The organism is Microcoleus sp. MON1_C5 (assembly GCF_036701875.1).
In the GTDB taxonomy this organism is placed as follows: Bacteria; Cyanobacteriota; Cyanobacteriia; order Cyanobacteriales; family Microcoleaceae; genus Microcoleus.
In genome coordinates this window covers 5,166-22,075 of record NZ_JAUBRN010000011.1, presented here as the reverse complement: position 1 = coordinate 22,075, position 16,910 = coordinate 5,166, and the positions used below count along the sequence as shown (strand labels likewise).

The 16,910-nt window shown below is 44.6% G+C and carries 8 protein-coding genes and 1 pseudogene; 6 read left to right on the top strand and 3 right to left on the bottom strand.

What is annotated here, in order from left to right; all coding sequences use genetic code 11:
- Positions 1–230: 230 nt before the first annotated feature.
- Positions 231–1,268, bottom strand: coding sequence for an adenosine deaminase (locus QUA71_RS07795; protein WP_333283805.1), 1,038 nt, complete (start codon positions 1,266–1,268; stop codon positions 231–233).
- Positions 1,269–1,523: 255 nt separating this feature from the next.
- Here QUA71_RS07795 and QUA71_RS07790 point away from each other — a divergent pair, with 255 nt between their 5' ends.
- From QUA71_RS07790 to QUA71_RS07765, 6 genes are all read left to right on the top strand, one after another.
- Positions 1,524–2,861: an adenylosuccinate synthase gene (locus QUA71_RS07790; protein ID WP_333219730.1), complete on the top strand. Its 1,338-nt coding sequence runs from the start codon at positions 1,524–1,526 to the stop codon at positions 2,859–2,861.
- Between the two features lie 190 nt (positions 2,862–3,051).
- A complete protein-coding gene (locus QUA71_RS07785) occupies positions 3,052–3,657 on the top strand; it encodes a 50S ribosomal protein L25/general stress protein Ctc (RefSeq protein WP_190656458.1) in 606 nt (201 codons plus the stop codon).
- 154 nt (positions 3,658–3,811) lie between these two features.
- Positions 3,812–3,940 carry a hypothetical protein gene (locus QUA71_RS07780; RefSeq protein ID WP_333283803.1) on the top strand — a complete coding sequence of 43 codons (129 nt, stop codon included), beginning with the start codon at positions 3,812–3,814 and terminating at the stop codon, positions 3,938–3,940.
- Between the two features lie 185 nt (positions 3,941–4,125).
- Positions 4,126–8,817 carry a tetratricopeptide repeat protein gene (locus tag QUA71_RS07775; protein ID WP_333283801.1) on the top strand — a complete coding sequence of 1,564 codons (4,692 nt, stop codon included), beginning with the start codon at positions 4,126–4,128 and terminating at the stop codon, positions 8,815–8,817.
- Positions 8,818–9,282: 465 nt separating this feature from the next.
- Positions 9,283–10,929, top strand: coding sequence for a tetratricopeptide repeat protein (locus QUA71_RS07770; RefSeq protein ID WP_333283800.1), 1,647 nt, complete (start codon positions 9,283–9,285; stop codon positions 10,927–10,929).
- A 72-nt stretch (positions 10,930–11,001) separates the two neighbouring features.
- Entirely contained in the window at positions 11,002–11,832 is an 831-nt protein-coding gene (locus tag QUA71_RS07765; protein WP_333283798.1) for a sulfotransferase family 2 domain-containing protein, read from the top strand.
- Positions 11,833–11,915: 83 nt separating this feature from the next.
- Here the strand turns inward: QUA71_RS07765 and QUA71_RS07760 are convergent, their stop codons facing one another.
- Positions 11,916–16,274 (bottom strand): glycosyltransferase, encoded by a 4,359-nt coding sequence (locus tag QUA71_RS07760; protein WP_333283796.1) that lies wholly within the window; start codon positions 16,272–16,274, stop codon positions 11,916–11,918.
- 128 nt (positions 16,275–16,402) lie between these two features.
- A pseudogene (locus QUA71_RS07755) lies at positions 16,403–16,910 on the bottom strand (chromosome partitioning protein ParA); the annotation flags it as partial.

The window sequence follows — 16,910 nt, the reverse complement described above, 5'->3', positions numbered from 1 at the left end:
ATTGATGATTCTCCCTCCAAACTATAACTTGCTACCGATTGGAGAGCGCCCGACACTTATTATAAGTTTACAAACATCTCTTTTAAACGAACCGCGAAGACGCAAAGAGCGCGAAGGAAGAGAAGAAAGAGCTTTTTTTCATTTTCAAGTAGAGTCTTTACCTGAAGACATCTACCTATCTTCTTCTTTCTCTTCCTTCGCGCCTTCGCGGTTAATTAAATAGATATTCTTTAATTAACGATCGCCTCCACAGACTCATGCTGCAACAAACCAGTTAGCATTTTCACAGGCCGCTCCCCGTAGGGCCAGGCGAAAGCATGGCGGAAAGCGGCATCTTGACACGCTTGCAATTGCCGAAAATCAATGATATCCAAAGTTAACAAATTCTCGTACTCAAAAGGCAGCCGCACGTTGTGCAATCCCGCGTTGTCAGTACAAATGGCAATATCGACACCAGCTTCAAAACATCGATCGAAGACAACCTTCAATTCGCGCATATCCTGCAACGTCCCCGTTTTGAGATAGGTAGTCGGGCAAACTTCCAAGCATTGACCCCTGCGCGCGACTTCTGGCAGCAGTTCGGGATATTTTAACGGAATTTGAATCCCGTGGCCGATACGCATCAGATAAGGCAGAAGTTCGGGATAACAGCCAGAGGTAGTTTCGTAGAGGTGGCCGGTAGTTTTGATGCCGATCGACCTCGCGTACTCGTACAATCCGACAAACTCCTCCAAACGCTCGCCAATACAATCATCGCCGCCAGCTATATCGATCGCGCAAACATATTCTCCCATTTGCGCCGCCAAATCTACGATCGCCCGATTCACCTCATAGGGTAAACGCGAGTGCATACACAAAATTTGGCTGGTAACAATCGGACAATCGCTAATTTGACTTGCCTTGCCCACAACCTTTACAATTTCTGCCATCAAATCAATGCGTTCTGACTGATTTAAATGTTCTGGAGTCCGCAAATAAGGCGTATAGCGCAACTCCAAATAAGCCAGATTTTCAAACACGTAAGCGCCCCGCATCAACCGATAGATAAAATAAGGCAAAGTCTCAACAGTTTGAACGCTTTCTACCAGTGTGTGCAGTTCCAAATACTCATTGAGAGTATTGCGCGGACGAGTGTAAAACTCCTCAAACTCCGAGTATTCTTGAAATCGATTAACCATCTCAGCATTGTGGCGATCGAAATACCGCCACAGCACCCTAGGAACAACAGAACCACCCAGATGGCGGTGCAACTCAGCGTGTAAAGTCATGGCAACAAAGCCTCTATTTTCTCAATCTTAACAAAAATTAATTTGACCGAAAACAATGGGGTCTGTTGCCCCCGGACTCGTCTGTGGATCGGCTCTCACTAATTTGCCTAGCCGATCGACCTGTGAACCAATGTATCCGTGGCGTAGCCTCTAAAATCTAAAATCCTAAATCTAAAATTTAAAATTGATTGACATTTTGGACGCATTCATACATAATCGGAGATTGTGTCAACCTGAACTGAACGCGAGAAACCCTTGGCTAACGTAGTTGTGATCGGCGCCCAGTGGGGCGATGAAGGAAAAGGCAAAATTACCGATTTGCTCAGCAAATCCGCAGATATCGTTGTCCGCTACCAAGGGGGCGTCAACGCGGGTCACACCGTGGTAGTTAACGGTCAGACTTTCAAGCTGCACTTAATTCCGTCCGGGATTCTCTACCCTGATAAAGAGTGTATCATCGGCTGCGGCACGGTCATTGACCCCAAAGTTTTAATTGCAGAGTTAGACCAGCTAGAGGCACTGAATATTTCGACGGCCTCCCTGATGATTTCGGAGACGGCGCACGTCACGATGCCCTATCATCGATTAATTGATGTAGCATCGGAAACGCAGCGGGGAAATTATAAAATCGGGACGACGGGACGCGGCATTGGCCCTACTTACGCCGACAAGTCCGAACGCACTGGCATTCGGATGCTCGATTTAATGGACTTGGAAGGGTTGCAAGAACAACTGGAATGGACGATTAATTGTAAAAATGTCCTTCTCGAAAAACTCTACAATTTGCCACCTCTAAATCCCCAGGATGTAATTGATGAATATCGAGTTTATGCGGAACGTTTGCGACCGCACGTAGTTGATAGTTCCCTGAAAATTTATGAGGGACTTCACAAGCGGAAAAATATTCTGTTTGAAGGCGCGCAAGGCACTTTATTAGACTTAGACCACGGCACTTATCCTTACGTTACTTCGAGCAATCCCATCGCAGGCGGTGCTTGTGTGGGAACCGGAGTCGGCCCAACAGCGATTGATCGCGTAATTGGCGTAGCAAAAGCTTATACAACCCGCGTCGGAGAAGGCCCCTTCCCTACCGAAATGGTAGATGGAATAGGCGCAATTTTGGGCGAGCGAGGTGCAGAATTCGGCACGACAACGGGCCGAAAACGCCGCTGCGGTTGGTTCGATGCGGTAATCGGCCGCTACGCAGTCCGCATCAACGGTCTTGACTGTCTGGCAATTACCAAACTAGATGTTTTGGATGAATTAGAAGAAATTAAAGTTTGCGTTGCTTACGAAATTGACGGCGAACGCTGTGTTGATTTCCCGAAAAGTTCCCGGATATTTACTCGCTGCAAACCTATTTACGAAACCGTTCCCGGTTGGAAACAGTCTACGGAAGAGTGCCGGAATTTGGAAGATTTACCGCCGCAAGCATTGGATTATCTAAAGTTTTTGGCAGACTTGATGGAAGTGCCGATCGCAATTGTTTCTCTCGGTGCCAGCCGCGACCAAACTATTATTGTAGAAGACCCGATTCACGGCCCGAAACGCGCTTTGCTTTCAGCAGACGGCCATCCCGCCAAACCATTTTAGGTTTGAGATTTTAGATTGGGAAATATTGATGGGGAGATTGGGAGAGTTGAAGAGGCAGAGATTCGGAGAATAGCCAAATTCGCAATTCCCAATTCCCAATTATTATCAAATATTCAGCGAATTTAATTAACTTCGATCGCTGTAGCATAAATTTGATAAAATGTAAAAACAATCAACAGAAAGTCATAAAATGGAACTCGCAGTAGAATGTCAAAAGCGGGCAGAAGGTAGCAAACCTAACGCCCTCCGCCGCTCTGGATTGATTCCCGCCGTCCTCTACGGCCACAAAGGCTCTGAATCTATTTCCCTTACCATCAAAGCCAAAACAGTTGAACACCTGCTCAAAAAGCACGTAGTCAACAATACCCTAATTGACCTCAGCATTCCCGACCTCTCTTGGAGCGGAAAAACCTTGCTGCGGGAAGTTCAAGTTCATCCTTGGAAAGGCTATCCTTACCACCTGAGCTTTTTCTCCGTGGCTACTCAAGACAGCCTGGAAGTTGAATTGTCCCTGCGTTTTGTCGGCGAACCTGTCGGCGTCAAGTTAGAAGGCGGCATCTTGGATACCGTGCTGACGCAACTGGCAGTTAAGTGCAAACCTGACAGCATTCCTGAAGCAATTGAAGTAGATATTTCTAATTTAAAGCTAGGGGATGCGGTGCACATTCACGAATTAGTTTTGCCTGAGGGAGTGGTAGCTCTCGGCGAACCAGATCAGGTGGTTGTTACGGTGCTGGGAATTCAAGCAGGTTCTGAAGCCGAAGACGCAGAAGAAGACGCAGAGGCAGCAGCTTGATTAGTAATTGCTAATAGTTGTTAACTAATTGTTGAAAAAAAAAGGGCGATCGCTTTCTCCCAAAAGGGCGATCGTTTTTTGCTAAAAAGGCTATTCTCGTTTGGGTGGGCTCGCACATTTTGCGCCGTTTGTAATATTTTTTAGGCGGACTCCCTTGCCCAGTCCACAAGAAAGCCTCGCACAAGCAAGAACCGGCATGGTTTACTTTACTTTACAAAACAGGCGATCGTCAGGAGCTACACAAGTCGCCACTGGCGCGCAAATCAGCCAGAAACCAGGCTGATTCTTACATATTTAGCAGTCAAATCAAAAAAAATATCCGAGAAACGCGGTTTCTAGCCAGCACCAAGAGTCAAAAAAATTAAGAATTGGGGGAACAAGTCCGGTAATGTTAGTGTCAAACCCGAGTATAATTGTGAAACGTTTTGACTACCCTATTTAATTCCTGCCTCTGGAGCCGCCGCCCATATGCCATTAACAGTGAATACAGAATCAACAGCGGTTCAATTTAACCAACAGGGAGAAATATACTTATCCCAAGGAAAATTAGAAGAAGCGATCGCATCCTGCGAGCAAGCTTTGAAGATTCACCCCAATTTTGCACCGGCTTACAAGACTTTGGGCAACGCGCTGCAAGCTCAAGGCAGGATGGAGGAGGCACGGCACTGGTACGCTAAAGCGATTGAAATAGAACCGAATTTTGCGGAAGTATACGCGAATTTGGGCAGCCTGGGCGCGCAGCAGCAAAAATGGCAGGAGGCCATCGGATTTTATCAAAAGGCGATCGCGATTAAGCCGAATTTCGCGGGAGTATACCGGAATTTAGCAAAAGTATTTGGACAAATTAGCAAACCGGAAGAAGCCCAGCAGTGCTGGTATCAAGCATTTAGTTTGGAACCGGAAAAAGTAGCGCCTGGGGAACACTTGAATATGGGCGACGCTTTTTTTCGGCAGGAAAAATTCCCAGAAGCCATCGCTTGTTACGATCGCGCCATAAAATTAAATCCTAATTTGCCGCAGGCTTACCAAAATTTGGGCGAAGCGCTCAAAAAACAAGGCAAGTTAGAAGAAGCGACAGTATATTATCGCAAAGCTATTGAACTGAACGCAGCTAATGCGAGAAATGGCAGCGAGGGACAGCAAACTTTGGCGGGTGCAACTGCGACAAACGGTGCAGTTAAGCAGCAGCCCGCAGCAACGGCAGTTAAGCAGCCAGTGCAGCAGCCAGTGCAGCAGCAGCCAGTGCAGCAGCAGCCAGTTAATTCTACAATTAATATAGAAGATCCAGAAGCATACAAAATACTGGCAGAAGGCTATTTTGCTCAGGGTAAATTGGAACAGGCGATCGCAGCTTGCAAGAAGGCACTGCAAATTAAGCCGGAAGCGCCGCTTTACAAAATGCTGGGCAACGCCCTGCAAGCTGGTGGCAAAATTGATGAAGCTAAAAGTTGCTATGTCAAAGCAATAGAAATTAACCCAAATTTTGCCGAAGCATATGCTAATTACGGCAGCATTTGCGCGCAGCAAGAACAGTGGCAGCAAGCGGTTTCTGCTTACGAAAAGGCGATCGCCCTGAAACCGGATTTTGCCGGTGCTTTTCGCAATTTTGCAAAACTTTTGACGCAGTTAGGCAAGTCGGAGGAGGCGGCTGAGGCTTGGTATCGAGCATTTGCGATCGACCCGAAGTCTGCAACCGCTGAGGAACACGAGAATTTAGCCAAAACTTTGATAGAGCAAGGTAAGGTAGATAAGGGAATTGACTGTTACCGGCGCGCGGTTGAGTTGAACCCAAATGCTGGCGCAGCTTATCATGAATTGGGGGAAATCCTTAAGGGTCAAGAACAGTGGGAAGCGGCGGTAGATGCTTACAGCAACGCTATTAGAAATAATCCCGAACTTTCTTGGTCGCACAACAATTTAGCTGAGTCGCTGGTTAAGTTGGAACGCTGGGAGGAAGCTGTAAATGCCTACCGCAAGGCGATCGAATTAAATCCAGATTTTAGCTGGTCTCACAACAATTTAGCAGATGTGTTGCTGAAGTTGGAACGGTGGGAGGAGGCGGTAAATGCTTATAGGAAAGCAACAGAATTAAATCCAGATTTCAGTTGGTCGCACAACTATTTAGCAGACGCGCTAATTAAACTAGGAAGGTGGGATGAGGCAATTTCGGCTTACCAAAGGTCGATCGAACTCAATCCTGACCATTTTTGGGCGCACAACAATTTAGCAGAAGCGCTGGTGAATTTGGAACGTTGGGATGAGGCGGTTGTTGCCTACCGGCGTGCTAACGAAGTTAATCCGAATTTCTTCTGGTCGCAGAGCAAATTGGGCGACGCGCTGCTAGAAATGGAAAGGTGGGAGGAAGCGATCGATGTTTACCGACGCGCGGCCGAGTTAAATCCCGATTTTCCGTGGACTTATTACAACATGGCAACGGCTTTTGAGAAGCTGGAACGGTGGGATGAGTCGATCGCCGCTTACCGCCGCGCTGCGGAAATTCAGGCGGACTTGCCGTGGCTTTCGCAAAAGTTGGCTGATGCTGTGAGGATGCGGTCGCAGTGGGATTTGAAGGAAGCGATGCGTTTGTACCGGCGGGCGATTCAGGAGAATCCTGATGACGTGCAGTTGTATCACAAGGCCCTGGAGATTGCGCCGAATGATGCTGACCTTTATGTTGAGTTGGCTGATGCTTTGGTGCGGAAGAATTGGCCGGATGGGGGGATCGTCTTTTATCAGATGGCGTTGCAGATTCGGCCGGATGACAAGGCTATTTCTGGGCGGTTAGAAGAGGTGTTAAAAAAAAAGGGAATAACTAAAGCGGCGGAAAAGAGCGATCGCGCTGTTGACGGACACTCTGGAAATGCGATCGAACACAGCCCTGGGATAGCTGCGGAGTACCACGAATTAGGGTCGTCGGAAAAGAGCGATAGCGCTGTTCACGGACACTCGGGAAATGCGATCATCGAACACAGCCCTGGGATAGCTGCGGAGTACCACGAATTAGGGGCGTCTCTGCAAGAAGAAGGTAAATTGACCGAGGCGGTGGCCGCCTACGGCAAAGCAATTGCAATTAATCCCAATTACTTTGGAACTCACCACAATTTAGGCGATGTCCTGAAATGGAGCGGTAAAGTTGATGAGTCTATTAAAAGCTATCAGAAAGCTGCAGAACTGAATCCAAATTTTGTTTGGTCGCACCACAACTTAGCGGATGTATTTCAACAAGAAGGTCGGCTTGATGAAGCTGTTGCTGCTTATCGAAAAGCGCTCGAAGTCGATCCTAACTTTGGCTGGTCTCACTACAATCTAGCGAAAACTCTAGCTAAACAAGATAAGCTTTCGGAAGCTTTGGAAGAGTATCAGACGGCGAGCAAACTCGATCCGAAACTTTTTGGTTTGGATTATCAAAACTTACGAGATTCGCTATTCCTCGGTCAAGACCCAGCTTACACGAAGTGGCGCGCTAAGAACAGCCCCAGAGAAGCTGACTTGCGAAAAATGGCGGAAACATTAGAAATCTTTAACTACAAGCCGCTGATTAGCATCGTCATGCCGGCTTACAATACGCCAGAAAATTATTTGCAGGAGGCAATAGAATCAGTTCTCAATCAGATATATCCTTATTGGGAATTGTGCATTGCGGATGACGCATCAACCGCGCCTCATGTCAAGCAAATTTTGCAAGAATATGCAGCCAAAGATAGCCGCATCAAAGTAGCTTACCGAACCAAAAACGGTCATATTTCTCACTGTTCCAATTCTGCTTTGGAATTGGCGACGGGTGAATTTGTATCTTTATTAGACCACGACGATACGCTGACACCAGAGGCTTTGTATGAAGTGGTGCTGCTGCTGAACCGCCACCCGGAAGCGGACATGATTTATTCAGATGAAGACAAGATTTATCAGGATCAGGAACTGATAAATCCTTTCTTCAAGCCAGAATGGAGTCCGGATTCATTTTTATCTCGGATGTACACTTGCCATTTGGGAACTTACAGGCGATCGCTAATTAATGAAATCGGTGGTTTTAGACCAGGTTTTGAGGGAGCTCAGGATTATGATTTGGTTTTGAGGTTTACGGAAAAAACTGACAAAATCTTTCACATCCCTAAAATTCTTTACCACTGGAGAATGCACGCGGGTTCGGCTGCTGGCGGGGTAGAGGCTAAACCCTATGCCTATGATGCAGGGCAAAAAGCTTTGCAAGAGGCGATCGAACGCCGGGGCGAACCGGGGAAAATTGAAGGCGTTCCCTACTTTTTGGGACACTTTATTGCACGCTACAAAATTGCGGATTACAAGCGGGTCAGCATCATTATTCCGACGCGGGATTTAGGCGATGTTTTGGACAATTGCTTGGAGTCTATCTTTACTAAGAGTGTCTACCCCAACTACGAAGTTATCGTCATCGATAACGGCAGTCAAGAGAAACACACGGCGGAAATTCTGGCTAAATGGACGGCTAAGGAATCAGCCAGGTTTAAAAGTTACCGGCTCGACATTCCCTTTAATTTCTCTAAGATTAACAACTACGCTGCTAGCAAGGCGGAGGGAGATTACTTGCTGTTTTTGAATAACGATACAGAGGTAATTACTCCCGATTGGATTGACGGGATGGTTGAACAAGCTCAGAGAAGCTCGATCGGGGCTGTGGGCAATTTGTTGATATATTCAGACAACAAAATCCAGCACGCGGGAGTGGTGATGGGACTCGGCGGCGGAGTGGCAGGTCACAGTTATTACCATATGCCGCGATCGATTCCTGGCTATTTCGGGAATGTGGTAGGTCTGAACAATGTTTCAGCGGTAACTGCTGCCTGTTTAATGTGTCGCCGCGAAGTATTTGAGAGTATTGGGGGGTTTGACGAAGAACTAACAGTGGCGTACAATGATGTGGATTTGTGTTTGAAAATGCTAGAGAAAGGGTACCGAAATATTTACCTGCCTCATGTAGTTCTCTACCACCACGAATCTAAAAGTCGAGGTTACGAGGACTCGCCTGAAAAGAAAGAGCGGCTGAGGAAGGAATCGAAGCTGATGGAAAGCAGGTGGCAAAAATATATTGACAATGACCCTTACTACAGCCCTCATTTAACCAGAGCTTGTCAAGACAGCGGTATCAGATTGGAGGACGAGAATTGGCGGCCGACGAATTAGGAACATCCCCATGAGTTTAGGGTGTCAACTTAAGTCTAAAGCCTTCTGTATTTCTGGTTTGTACCCAAGTCTCGATCCCCCTAAATCCCCCTTAAAAAGGGGGACTTTGAAGGCTCTTTCCCCTTGTTAAGGGTCGCTAGGGGGAATCGAGAGGATTGTGACTCAGACTCAAGAAGAGGGACGTTGAACGCTCTTGTCCCCCCCCTTGCTAAGGGGGGCTAGGGGGGATCGAGAGGATTGTGACTCAGACAGAAAACCGATACAATTCACCTGACGGCACCAATGTCAAAAACCTGTAGGGGCGGGTTCACCGATAGCTTCAAGGAATACCCAAAGACTAAAAAACCCGCCCCCACCCCGCGCGAGAATCCTGAAGATTGACATTGGTGCCAGATGTCAGATACAAGGTACTTATAAACCCTTTCTCGACCAAGCTAAAAAAACTGAAATCTACGGTACAAAATTATGAATAACTCATTACAAGTGCATGAAGAGACTGCTTCTAATTATTTTCATAGAGGCAATCTCCTGAAACAATCGGGTAAATTTGAGGAAGCCGCCGCCGCCTACCAGCGCTGTACTGAACTCAACCCAGATTTTTCGTGGTATCACCACAATTTGGGTGAAGTTTTGGCGAAAGTGGGGCAGCGGGATGGGGCGGAGAAAAGTTACCGCAGGGCCTGCGAACTTAACCCGAATTCGGCTTGGTCTTGGCACAATTTAGGAGAGGTTTTGGAACAGCAGGGCAATCTAGATGAAGCCGTTGCTGCGTACCGCAAATCTGTGGAAATATATCCGGATTTCTACGAGTTTCACAATAGTTTAGGGAAGGCTTTGTGCTTGCAAGGTCAACTGGATGAATCTATAAGTTGTTTGCGAAAAGCGATCGAGCTTGACTCGGAATCGGCTTTGCCTTACCAAAATTTGTGGGAGACTTTGGCAAGACAGGGACGGGTTGATGAAGGGATTGAGTGCTTGCGTCATGCGATCGAGCTAAATCCGGGTGATGGGGAATTGTACCTGAAGTTGGCAGAGGCTTTGCAAGGTAAGAATGAATTAGCAGAAGCCGTGGGTTATTACCGAAAGGCGCTTCAGTTAAAGCCTGATTTTCATTGGCTGTACTATAAATTGGGCACGGCTTTAGCGGCTCAGGGTCAATGGGAGGAGGCGATCGCATCTTACTCGAAAGCGGCTGAGTTGGAACCGGGTTCGGCGATCGTCCACCACTATTTGGGGCATACTTTGTCGATCGTGCAGCGGTGGGAGGAGGCGATCGCATCTTATCGGAAAGCGCTTGATATCGTACCGAATGCGGCAGTGATTTACCAGCATTTGGGCGATGCTTTGGCGAAACTGCAAAAGTGGGAGCAAGCTGTGGGATCTTATCGCAAGTCCGTTGAGTTTGAGCCAAATTTGCTGGAGGCTCAGGATCATTTAGGGTTTGCTCTATATCAGTTGGGGCGGTACGATGAGGCGATTTCTGCCTATCGCAGAGCCCTGGAAATTGCTCCTGATTCGGATGTAGTTAACAGCCATTTAGGGGAGGCTTTGCAAAAGCGAGCTGCCATCCAACCGCTTCAGAAAGATGTTGAGCTGGATTTAGATGAGGCGGTAAAGTTTTATCGCAGGGCAAGCGAATTGAATCCAAGCAATTTGGAGGCGGCTCAAAAGGCTGTGGAGATTAATTCCGATGACTCGCAGCTTTATTTGCGGCTAGGTAAGGCTTTGGCAGAACAAGGGCAGTGGGATGGGGCGATCGCTCAGTATCGGCGCGTTCTCGCTGAGAATTCCGACTATTGGGAGGCGGAGCATTATTTAGGGGAAGCTCTGGCAAAACAAGGGCGCTGGGATGAGGCGATCGATGCTTACCGCAGGGCGATCGAGATTCGGCCTGAGTCTTCTTTGTGTTACTGCGGTTTAGGGAATGCTTTGATGAGCAAGGGTGCGGTAGAGGAGGCGATCTTGTCCTACCGCAAAGCTATTGAACTCGATCCAGAATTCTCTGAGTCGCACAATAAGTTAGGGGATGCCTTAGCAAAACTTGGGCGCATCGATGAAGCTAGTGCTTGTTACCGTCGCGCCCTCGATCTTAAAGCTAAAATTTCTGCATAGTAACTCCTCAAGCCCCCTTAAACAAGGGGTTTGACGAAGTATCTCTGTAAGTTCTGCAAAATATAAATCATTATGTATCAAACCGAACCAAACAGCCAACTACTCACTAAAAATCGCCTTCTGTTCATTCATCTTCCTAAAACAGGGGGTTCGACTATGTACCATATAATCACAAACCAGATCTTTCAAGGAGAAAGTAATTGTTTGTCTGTTGGTAATCAAGAACAAGTTAAACAATTTCAGGAACTCACTTTTGAACAGGTATCAGCCTACAAAGTTATTGCAGGTCATATAAATTTTATGCTCGCTAAAAATAAATTTGGCGAAAGCATCAGGCAATTCTTTACATTTACCGTTTTGAGAAACCCAGTAGCTCAGATGATATCTTTATATCAGTATATATTACAAACACCCAAACATATTCAACACAATAAAGTCAAAAATTTGAGTTTTGAAGAGTTTATTGATAGTGATTTATATACCCCAAATATACAATGCAAAATAATTAGTAATCAGCCTTCATGCCAGACCACTTTAGAGATTTTAAGAAATCACTTTGATTGTTTTGGTACCATAGAAAATTTTGACAGGATCATGGAAGAGGTGTGTCAGCACTTTGGCAAGGCTGTACCTAGCTATCGAATACTCAATAAGAGCCAAAAAATTGTAGATCAAGAGGCAATCAACTATAGTTTATTAGATAAAATTATTAGTAGGAACGAGCAAGATGTTAAACTTTACACTATTCTTAAGGCTAGAGAAGAAGAATTCCAGAGTAAATCCAGAGATTCTACTTGCTCACAAATAAAAGCGGATCTAGAACCTGTATTTAAGAGAGACTTAGAATGCTCCCGAGCTAGATTATTGCAATTTCAGCAGGATTTGGAGCGGTATAAAAAATGATTTGGACTTCTCTAAAACCAGACTCAAGCAGAGCATAGATAACCTGTAGTTGACAATACAGGAGCATAAGTTGTCGCATGCACTCATTGGACTCGTTCTAAATGTAACTGAGGTTTTTTGAGTTGCGATCGCAAATGCTCTAGTTCTACCTGCATCTGCTGTGCTGTCTGCCTCCAAGTTTTAGATTGCAATTCGATCCAATTTTTCTCTTCCTGTAAAAGTTCGAGTTTGAGCTGTGCCTGCTGTGCTCTCTGCTGCCAGCTTTCTGATTCGGATTCGAGTTGCTGTTTCTCTTCCTGAGAAACTTGCAGTTGCGACTGCGATTGTATTAACTTTTCCTGAATTCTCTCTAATTGCGTTGCTACTTCTTTTGCTTCCGACTTGAAGGCTAAATGCTGAGCCTCCATTACAGCTAAATTGCTTTGAGCGTACTGACTGTATTTGTTGTAAATAATCTCCCTAGTTCGTACAAAATCTGCCCGGTTTTTGCTGGTTGTTGTCGTGCTATCATCTCTCCGTGTAAATTCGCAAGTGGTTTCCTTGATATGGGCAATTTTAAAGCTGCGGGAGAGTCGAATCAGCAAATCCCAATCCTCGTGAGTGTTCAAATTAACGTCAAACAGTCCGGTTTCATCTAAACAGGATTTTTCGTGCATCAGGCACAGCATGGGAATGAAATTACCCACTAAAATTTTGTCGTAATCGAAATCAAAAGAATAGGGAACGCTGCGGTTAATTGTGACGTATTGCCCGTTTTGCTTTTGCTGCTCTGCCATCACAGCATCAGTGTAGGCGACTTTATACTCGCTGTTTTCCAAAAATTCTACTAAAGTTTGGACGTGGTTGGGATAGTACATATCGTCATCGTCTAAATAGGCGATGTACTTGCCGCGAGCAAAGCGAATGCCTGTATTGCGGGCTGCCGAGCGTTCTTGATTGCGATCGTGGTTGAGATAAGTTATATTTCTTTTAGTATTAAGTTTGTCGAGCCTTGTTTGAAGGTCAACTCCTCCATCATTGACCACAATAATCTGTAAGTTTTCATGAGTTTGATTGAGAACGCTTTGTACTGCTACTTCTAGCATTTCTGGGCGATCTTTTGTAGGAATAATTACACTTACACAGGGTTGTTCGGCAATCCGTTGCACAACTGAATTGACTCGAACCTGGCCACTATATCTATTACGTACAATTTCCCTAGTCCGCTCAAAATCATCCCATCTTCTACTGGTAGTTGTACTGCCATCAGTACGCCAAGTAAATTCGCAAGTAGTTTTGTTAATATGGGATATTTTAAATTTCAAAGACATTCTAATCCACAAATCCCAATCTTCGTGAGTATCTAAAGTTTCATCGAATACCCCTGTTTGCTCCAAACAAGCTCTTTCGTGCATGACGCAGAGGATAGGAATGTAATTACTAGCCATCAGTAAGTCTTCGTCAAAATCATAAGAATAGGGGACACTTCGATTGATAGTTACATATTTTCCATCTTGTTTTTCTTGCTCGGCTTTGGTGGCATCGGTGTAGGCAACCTTATATTCACTATTTTCCAAAAATTCTACTAAAGTTTGGATGTGGTTTGGATAGTACAGATCGTCATCATCTAAATAGCCTATGTATTTGCCTTTAGCTATACGAAGACCTGCGTTACGAGTAGCAGAACGTTCTCTGGGATAATCCTGTTTAACATAGGATATATTACCTCTATAATTGAGTCGATTTAATAGCTCTTCGACATCTACACCGGCATCATTAACAACTATTATTTCTGTATTCGGGTAAGTTTGCTCCAGAACACTTTTAACAGCAATTTCAAGCATCTCTGGTCTATCCTTGGTAGGAATAATGACAGAGACTAACGGTTTTTTTTCTTGAGGGGCGGAAACTTTAGATGGTAAAAACTGCTTAATCTTGAGTTGATTTAATTCAGACGTAGAAACTGCTACAGGGACGCTAGATGCAGGTGTGACACCGCGCTGAAGGATGCCGTATTGCTCCCATACACGATCGGTTTCTGGTTTTGCTACTCCAGATCCATGTTCCAAACCTCGTAAATTTACGTAGTATAATCCAAGAACTTCTGGCAACCGAGTAAAACTTTCAGTTTTGCCAATCCGCAGCCAAAACTCGTAATCTCCAGCACATACAAATTCTGAGCGAAAATAGCCATATTTTTGGTGCAGAGACTTCCTCCACATCGGTTGCGAACCTGTGACGCAGCGACGTTCGAGTTCGCTGTAGGAAAACGGCGGCCAGTTCCATCGCTCCGCTGCTTCGGTTGTAGCCCAAGTATCATTTGCAACGCGGGTAATCAACTGGTCAGCATAAACTAAAGCTATTTTTGGGTGTTCGTCTAAGTAGTGCGCCATTACTTCCAAAGCTTCGGGGTGATGGCGATCGTCACTGTTAGCGCTAGTAATGTATTGTCCGCCAGCGACCTGGATGCCGAGATTCCAGGCAGCATAGAGCGTTAAGCGCTCTGATATGCGTTGATAAACGATATTTGGATATTTCGCCTGATATTCCTGTACGATATCCGCCTCGTTTTGTTCAGAATTGCAGTCAATAACTATGATTTCAAGTTCACCCTTTCTGTAAAGAGTTTGCTCTACTAAGTCTTGCAAACAACCGTGAATAAAGATTTCTGAGTTGTAGGTGGAAACTATAGCCGATACTTTTAACGCAGCTTTAGCAGGCTGTGATTTTACCACGTCTTCTCGGGATATAATTTTTTGTTCAGGTCGCTGAACTGTAGCCCATATCCAATGATTTTGCGATTCTATGAAAATAACCTCAAAACCCTGCTCCGTTAACAATCTCGCGAGTTGTTGCTCCGTATAACCATTTCCGAAAAAATTGTATTGTGTTTCCGCATCTGCTTCTTCATCAAACTTGCCAGCAGCGGGATTGTCTTGATAATCGTGTACCTGGATTTTGAAATATCCACCAGGCTTCAGCACTCTAAATATTTCGCGAAAATAGTTTTTAACAACAGAGATAGAACGAATGTGTTGAAACACAATTGTGGAATAAACAAAATCATAATTTTCACTGATCAGAGCTTGCAGATCGCAGCCATTATTGACATACACCTGTCCATTCTGCTTGCCGTCAGCCAAATATTTTTTGGCAAACTCAATCATATTTTCTGCAATATCCACACCGTCCACTTGAGCGAACATCTCGCGCAAAGGTTTGATTATGCGCCCAACGCCACAGCCAATTTCTAAAATCTTCCACTCGGGTTGGCTCGGAATGCCTTCTAGAATTTGTTTAACGGACGTCTTTTGTGAATCCTCCCAAGCTGCTATCTTTTCTGGGAGCGTCATTTGGTCTATCTCTGAACTTGTGAAAACTCTACTGAACATTGCCTCATAAAGAGAGTTCACATTCCAAAATTCACGCTCTTTTGATAAAAAGGCTTGATTAACTGGTTGAGCCAAGTTATCAATTTTATGATGCTTCGTTAAGTTTGGGTAATTTTCATGGAGAGACTTGTACTTTTGAAAAGCTTGTTCTCTCAGTTGGTAAGGGTAACGATTATTCTCATATATTTTGTAACATAGATGCAACAAATCTGCTAAAAACAAGCTCTCACCAATAGCCACATTCTTGTAAGTTTGCTGCTGAGGATGAATTCTCCAGTGGGAAAGTTTTTTATCAACAAAACCGATCTTATAGGTGGTCATAATCCTCAGCCACATTTCAATATCTAATGCTTGGGAAAAAGCTGGATCAAAGAAACCTAATTGATTAAAAACTTCTTTTCTAAGGAGTACAGTAGTTGGTTCTCCCAGTCTTTTTATTGATCCCTTTAAAATATCAATATCCGCTAAAAGCTCCTGACCAGTCTGTACTGATTTTAAATTAGACCAATCTTTATGCAAATCTTGTGCATCTTGATAAATTTGCAGAATCTTTAAATCCTTTAAATTATCTTCACTTCCTAACAAAATACCGCGTTGTGAGAATACTAAACCAATTGCTTCTTCCTGTTCTGCTAAGTTTACCATTTCTTCAATACAGTTCGGTTCAAGCAAATCATCTTGTAACAAAAATTTTATATATTTGCCCCGTGATTGAGAGATGCAAAAGTTCCAATTGCTAGCTATTCCATATCTCTCGTGATGGAGCAGGCGACATTCCCTTCTAAATTCACTCTGTATCAGCTTTTGAGTAATTTCAACTGTCTTGTCATCTGAGTTATCATCAGAAATAATTAGTTCTATATTAGGGTATGTTTGCAATAATGCACTCGACAGAGCTTCAGAAATATAATCCTCTCCATTGTAAGTAGGGATACAAATACTAACTAAAGGAATATTATTCAAAGGTTTTACTAAATTTGACTTGAGTTCATTTAAACGAGACTTTGAACTCTCAATGTTAGCTTTTATTTCTTCTAATTTGGAGAGATTTCCTAGATTACACATTGCCATAATTTGTGTCCTTTTTTCCCGAATTCTTTACTTAATTTTGAGGGTGCTCTTAATCAATATCGAGACCCATTTTCGCAAGGATGATGAGCTGGTTTACTTCTACGCTTATTTTAGTTAATCTGGTCAAATTATAAGGAGTGTGAGAGAGCTTTAGTTTTACGAAGTGGCTTAACTGCAACTGTCCACCGCATCAATTGCTTCCACTCTTCTGAGTTGGTGAGTGCGTAGGTATCGAGTTGATGATCTTTCTCTGAGGAGAATTTGACAAAACTCTCTAGCCAGTTCATCAGTGTTTCTGTCTTTGACAAAGGCGTACACTTCAAGGACTCCTGCAAGCACTTTTGCATCTTGGTTACATCCCCGTTTTGGTAAGCATACCAGGCATCCCACACTAGAAGTGTGTATGGCATCTGGCTCGGTTGGACACCTGTATCGCTAACGGCATATTGCTGGAACTGCGATCGCTGCAATTCCCCTTGAACTTGAAGGAGCTGAGATTGATACTGCTGTAATTCCCCTTGAACTTGAAGGAGCTGAGATTGATACTGCTGTAATTCCCCTTGAACTTGATGGAGCTGAGATTGATACTGCTGTGATTCCTCTTGAACTTGATGGAGCTGAGATTGATACTGCTGT